Source organism: uncultured Chitinophaga sp., assembly GCF_937874145.1.
Taxonomy (GTDB): domain Bacteria; phylum Bacteroidota; class Bacteroidia; order Chitinophagales; family Chitinophagaceae; genus Chitinophaga.
Window position 1 is genome coordinate 1 of the sequence record NZ_CALNBI010000362.1, and the last position, 5,711, is coordinate 5,711.

General features: G+C 55.9%; 6 protein-coding genes. 4 read left to right on the top strand and 2 right to left on the bottom strand.

The features are described 5' to 3' along the window. Positions 1-138: 138 nt before the first annotated feature. Genes Q0510_RS17585 through Q0510_RS17600 form a run of 4 tightly spaced genes read left to right on the top strand, consistent with a single transcriptional unit; the run spans position 139 to position 4,677 of the window. A complete protein-coding gene (locus Q0510_RS17585; protein WP_298714820.1) occupies positions 139-1,605 on the top strand; it encodes a TolC family protein in 1,467 nt (488 codons plus the stop codon). Further along, complete coding sequence (locus tag Q0510_RS17590) at positions 1,583-2,248, top strand: ABC transporter ATP-binding protein (RefSeq protein WP_298714822.1); 666 nt, start codon at positions 1,583-1,585, stop codon at positions 2,246-2,248. Before Q0510_RS17585 ends, Q0510_RS17590 begins: the two co-directional genes overlap by 23 nt. Positions 2,249-2,268: 20 nt before the next feature. Next, complete coding sequence (locus Q0510_RS17595; RefSeq protein ID WP_298714824.1) at positions 2,269-3,507, top strand: ABC transporter permease; 1,239 nt, start codon at positions 2,269-2,271, stop codon at positions 3,505-3,507. 21 nt (positions 3,508-3,528) lie between these two features. Next, positions 3,529-4,677, top strand: a complete 1,149-nt coding sequence (locus tag Q0510_RS17600; RefSeq protein WP_298714825.1) for an FtsX-like permease family protein — start codon at positions 3,529-3,531, stop codon at positions 4,675-4,677. A gap of 74 nt (positions 4,678-4,751) precedes the next feature. Here Q0510_RS17600 and Q0510_RS17605 read toward each other — a convergent pair whose 3' ends face one another. Then, entirely contained in the window at positions 4,752-5,168 is a 417-nt protein-coding gene (locus Q0510_RS17605) for a DoxX family protein (RefSeq protein ID WP_298714826.1), read from the bottom strand. Positions 5,169-5,179: 11 nt separating this feature from the next. Beyond that, positions 5,180-5,584: a hypothetical protein gene (locus tag Q0510_RS17610; RefSeq protein ID WP_298714827.1), complete on the bottom strand. Its 405-nt coding sequence runs from the start codon at positions 5,582-5,584 to the stop codon at positions 5,180-5,182. Positions 5,585-5,711 lie beyond the last annotated feature (127 nt).

Here is a 5,711-nt window from a genome sequence, read left to right on the forward strand (position 1 = left end):
CAAAGCCGTCCGCCGCATGGTACATACCGGCATGTCCAACTTCGATTTCGTGGAGATCAAGGAGGGGTTGAAGCCCGGGGAAACCATCATCCTGTCCGACATGTCCGCCTTTAAACACGCCAAAGAAATCACCATTCAATGAAGCCGCTCCTTTCCGCCATTATCGCTCTTTTTATCCTCATACCGGCTTACGGGCAGGACACCCTGCGCCTGACGCTCGCCGAAGTGGTGGACATGGCGCGCCAGGGCTCCATCGCCGCGAAGCAGGCCATTACCGTGCGCAAAACGAAATACTGGGAATGGCGCACCCATCGCTCGAATTACCAGCCACAGCTGGCGCTGGAAGGCACTTTGCCGGGGTTTCAGAAAACCTTCAACCCCGTAACCCAACCCAACGGCACGATCAAATTCGAACCGGTGCATTACAATAATTCGGCGCTGAACCTATCCTTCAGCCAAGGCATCACGGCCACCGGCGGGCGCATCTACGGCGCCACGCAGCTGCAGCGCTTCGATGATTTCGACGCCAAAACGAAACTCTACAATGCAATCCCATACACCATCGGATTCTCACAGCCCCTGTTCCAGTTCAACCAGATGAAGTGGGACAACCGGATCGCGCCCATCAAATACGCCGAGAGCAAGCAGCAGTTCATCGCCGACATGGAGTTCGTTGGCGTGCAGGCGAGCGCTTATTTCTTCGACCTGCTGCTGGCGCAGGTAAACCACCAGATCGCCACCACCAACCTGGAAAATACAAGGCAGATCCAGCGGATCGCGGATGAAAAATTCGAGCTGGGGAAAATATCACGCAACGAAATATTACAATTGCAGCTGGAATACCTGAAAGCGGAGAAGTCCGCCGGCACGGCGCGCCGCGATATGGAGATCGCCGCCATGAACCTGCGGGCCTATGCCGGCATGCAAAGCGCGGGCCGGATACAGCTGGAACTGCCGCCCGCGGTGATCGGCATGACCGTGCAGGCCGACCGGGTGCTGGAAGAAGCCTACGCCAACAATGCGCAATCGCTGGCCTACGAGCGCCGCATCCGCGAAGCGCGCCGCGACGTGGCAAAAGCGAAAGGCGAAAACGGCCTCAACGCCGCACTAAACGCGAACCTCGGGTATTCCAACAGCGCCGCCGACCTGGGGAAGGTATACCGCGACCCGCAAAACCAGCAGCTGGTAGAACTGAAATTCACCATTCCCGTGCTGGACTGGGGCCGGCAGCGGTCGCGCACCAAAACGGCGGAAGCCAACCTGGAATTTACGCAGTACGCGGTGGAACAGGACCGCCAGAACTTCGCGCAAGCGGTGGCCACGCAGGTAACATTGTACGACATGATGAAGGAACAGGTAAAGCTGAGCGCTTCGGCGGACAGCATCGCTTCCGAGAAGTATGAAATTGCGCGGCAGCGGTATGTGCTCGGCAACCTGAGCATCACCGATCTCAGCATCGCGTTTGCGGAGAAGGACCAGGCCAAACGCGATTACATCCTGGCGCTGCGGGATTTCTGGGGCGCTTATTATGAATTACGCTATTTATCCCTATACGATTTCGAACAAAACAAAAAGATCTCTTATGATACATTTGCAACAAATTGAGAAGGTCTACCGGACCGACACGGTGGAAACCCAGGCCCTGAACGGCATCAACCTCACCGTGGAGAAGGGTGAATTCCTCAGCATCATGGGCCCTTCCGGCTGCGGGAAGAGCACGCTGCTCAACATCATGGGCCTGCTCGACGCGCCCAGTGGCGGTGAGCTCTCCATCGCCGGCAGCGACACCCGGCAACTGCGCGACAGGCAGCTGGCGCAGTTCCGCAACCAGCGCATCGGTTTCATCTTTCAAAGTTACCATCTGATCAACGACCTCCGGGTGCTCGACAACGTGGAGCTGCCGCTACTGTACCGCAAATCCACCGCTAAAGAAAGACGCGGGCTGGCGTCGGACGCCCTCGGCAAGGTGGGCCTCGGCAACCGCATGAAGCATTTCCCCTCCCAGCTCTCCGGCGGGCAGAAGCAACGCGTGGCCATCGCCAGGGCGATTGTAGGGAAGCCTTCCATCATCCTGGCCGACGAGCCCACCGGCAACCTCGACTCCGCCATGGGCAACGAGGTCATGGAAATCCTGCTTCGCCTGAACAAGGAAGACGGCACCACCATCGTGATGGTGACGCACGACGAACAAATGGCCCGCAAGACGCACCGGCTCGTCCGCCTCTTCGACGGCGCACAGGTCCAATAACCTCCATCAATCGTTTACCCATGCTCAGGAATTATATCAAAATCGCCATCGCCGTGCTGAAACGCCGGAAATTCTTCACTTTCATTTCGCTGTTCGGCATCAGCTTCTCCCTTGCCATCCTCATGGTGCTGACGTCCGTGATGGATCACCTGGTGAGCGCCTCCTACCCCGACGTACACCGCGAGCGGAGCCTGTATTCCATGACCCTCAAACTCACCGACCCTAAAGAACAGGGCCAGCGTACGGGGCCTTTCAGCTACCATTTTCTTCATACCTATGTCGAAAGCATGAAAACACCCGAAGCCGTGGCTATCTCCTCCGTCTTTACCCCATCCAACACTTATGTCAACAACCAGAAACTGGTCATAGATATCAAATACACCAATGCCGGGTTCTGGCGGGTACTGCAATTCCGGTTCCTCGAAGGCAAACCATATACCCAGGCGCAGATTGACGCCGGCGAACGGGTGGCCGTGATCACGGAACATACGCGCGACCGCTATTTCGGGAAAGGCGTTTCCGCAGCGGGGAAAATACTGGAAACGGACAACGTGCAATACCGCGTTGCCGGCGTCGTGCAAAGTGTCCCCGTCACCCAGATATTCGCTTACGCCGATATGTTCCTGCCCTGGACGGTTTCCGCGCAGCACACCGGCAACAAAGGATACAACGGCATGTTCATACCAATACTGCTCGCGCCGTCGAAGGAGGATGTTCCGGCGATGCAGGCCGAGTACGCGCACCAGATGTCGAAGGTCCCGATGCCGCATGAGCACTTCACCGAAATGGAGAGCTTCGCCAAACCGTACCTCACCACGTTCACGCGCATGCTGCTTGGCAAACACAATTCCGACGGCACTTCCAAACTGATGATTTATCTCGGCGCGTTCCTGTTGTTCTTTATGCTGCTGCCGACGCTCAACCTCGTCAACCTCAACCTGAGCCGCATCCTGGAAAGGGCTTCGGAAATCGGGGTGCGCAAGGCTTTCGGCGCTTCATCGGGTACGCTGGTGATTCAGTTCATCGTGGAAAACGTGATCCTGACACTAATCGGCGGACTGATAGGCGTGGTATTATCTTTTGCCGTGATCGCAATATTGAACCAGGCGGAACTCCTCAGCCACGTTCACCTTGCGTTGAATTACAAAGTATTGGGCGTCAGCCTGGTCCTTTGCCTGTTTTTCGGATGCATGTCCGGCGTTTATCCCGCCTGGCGGATGAGCCGCATGCAAATAGCCACCGCATTGAAAAACGTCTAAAAAAACCGTATGCTGCAACATTTGCTTACACTAATATGGAATAAAAAACGCCAGCACTTCCTGCTATTCCTGGAATTGTTCGTTTCTTTTCTCGTGCTTTTCGCCGTATTCACCATGCTGGTGTTCAATTACGACAATTTCCGCACGCCGCGGGGTTTTGAATACCAGCGGATACTTACCGTCACTGCCTCCCTCCGGCTTCCCGCCGGCACGCCCAACGATTCGGCGACGCTCCTTTCGGAACAACTGAAGCGATCGCTGAAAAGCATGTCCGGTGTGGCCGAGGTGTCTTACGTAGGCTCCAACAGCCCCTACATGATGAGCTCCATGAGCGACCAGATTACCTACAACAATATTTCCGCGCAGCCCGAATCGTACCAGGCAGATGATGACTATGCCAGGACGGTACAGGCGACCATGGTCCGTGGCAGGTGGTATTCCAGATTTGACGCCGCCAGCGGGCGCCGCCCCGTCGTTATCAACGAAGCGCTGGCGGAAAAATTTTTCGGGACTGGCGACCCGCTCGGCAAAGTCCTTCCCGGCGACCGGCAGATCATTGGCGTGGTAAAGAATATGAAAGACAAGGGAGATTACGCGGAAATTTCGCCGGGCATATTCCATCGCACAGACAGCGGGTTCCACGACAAGTTCCTCGTCAAACTGACCGCCGGTGCCGCCCCTTCTGCCGAAAGCCAGATTTACAAAACTATTATGCGCCATCTCCCTGGCTCAAGCACGGAGATCGAGAAGCTGGAAGACAAGCGCGTGGCCCGCAACCGCCTGGCATTGATCCCCGTGATCCTCATGCTGGTGATCAGCGGCTTCCTGGTGCTGAACGTAGCGCTGGGGATTTATGGCGTGGTATGGTATAGTGTGAATAAGCGGCGGTCGGAAATAGGGCTTCGCAAGGCAGTCGGCGCCACCGCAGGCGGCATAACGCGGCAAATTCTGGGCGAAGTGCTGGTGCTGACGACCCTCCCGCTCCTGCTGGGGATCATCCTGGCGGTGCAGTTCCCCGTGCTCCGGCTCTTCGATCTCCCGGCGGCTACTTACATGATCGCGATACTGTTGGCAGCAGCATTTTTATACCTGCTCGTAACCCTTTGCGCCCTGTATCCCGGCAGGCAGGCCGCAAAAATTTATCCTGCCGTGGCGCTGCATGAAGATTAAAAGAAAACGAGTTGTGCCTTTGAAGGCGCAACTCGTTGTACATATGGAAAATTAATGGCGGCGGAAGGGTGCGCTCAGGCCATGCTCCGGATCAGCATCCCGGCTTCCTTTTGCCGGTTTCTGGCCGCCTGCAGCTTGTGCCAGCTGAAGTAAGACAAGGCCAGCACCGCCAGAACGCCCAGGGGCATCAGGATATAAGCGATGTTCCCGTCAACGACCACGTGGCTGTACGCGGCAAACATAAGGTTGAACGTAAGTCCTGCATACGCCCATTCCTTCAACCGGCCGGTCACCTGGGGCAACAAAATCGCGAGCGAACCTGCCACCTTGCAAAAGATCAACGCAAGCGCAAAGTAATCGGGATAGCCAAGCGGCCTCGTACCGATGTAGGTATATTCCGGCGTAAACACCAAAGAACTGAGGGGCATCACGCCTTCGAAGAGAAAAATGAAGACGGTGGCTATCCAGAAGAGAATTTTCGTTGTTTTCATATCGATAAAATTTATAAATGAACACTTAAGATCCAGCAGACCCGGTACATATCAACTATGTTTATCAGCGGGTTGGTGCTTTCAAATGAACAAATATTCCGGTTGATGAGCTTGTTGATCAGCCGGGTCCGTTCGGTGAACGAGGGGCATTCGACCAGGATGCTGACGTTATTGCCGGAAACGATGCTGCCGTCTTCGGTAAGGTCCGTCCCCACCAGCTTGAAGTACTGGTTTTCCAGCGTGGCCCAGACTACGGCGCTTCGCATTTCCTCGTCCATTTCGCTGCCATGCGGTGTGTCTGCCAGGGTTTGAATGCTTAACGCACCGCCGAAACATTTCCTGTAATAGTCGAAAGCCTGCCTGCAGTTGCCGTTGAAGGAAAGGTGAACGGCGAAAGCTGATACGGGGCGCATCATCTAACCGGGCATCTTGCTCATATCCATGTACAGCACTTCCCAATGATTGCCGTCGAGGTCATGAAAGCTCCGTTGCTGCATAAACCCGTAATCTTTCGGCGGGGTAGGCTCGGTGCCGCCGCCGCTG

Bases quoted from the DNA above. Each gene is read 5' to 3' on its own strand.
- Q0510_RS17585 (WP_298714820.1), top strand. From the start codon at position 139: ATGAAGCCGCTCCTTTCCGCCATTATCGCTCTTTTTATCCTCATACCG.
- Q0510_RS17590 (WP_298714822.1), top strand. From the start codon at position 1,583: ATGATACATTTGCAACAAATTGAGAAGGTCTACCGGACCGACACGGTG.
- Q0510_RS17595 (WP_298714824.1), top strand. From the start codon at position 2,269: ATGCTCAGGAATTATATCAAAATCGCCATCGCCGTGCTGAAACGCCGG.
- Q0510_RS17605 (WP_298714826.1), bottom strand. From the start codon at position 5,168: ATGAAAACAACGAAAATTCTCTTCTGGATAGCCACCGTCTTCATTTTT.
- Q0510_RS17610 (WP_298714827.1), bottom strand. From the start codon at position 5,584: ATGATGCGCCCCGTATCAGCTTTCGCCGTTCACCTTTCCTTCAACGGC.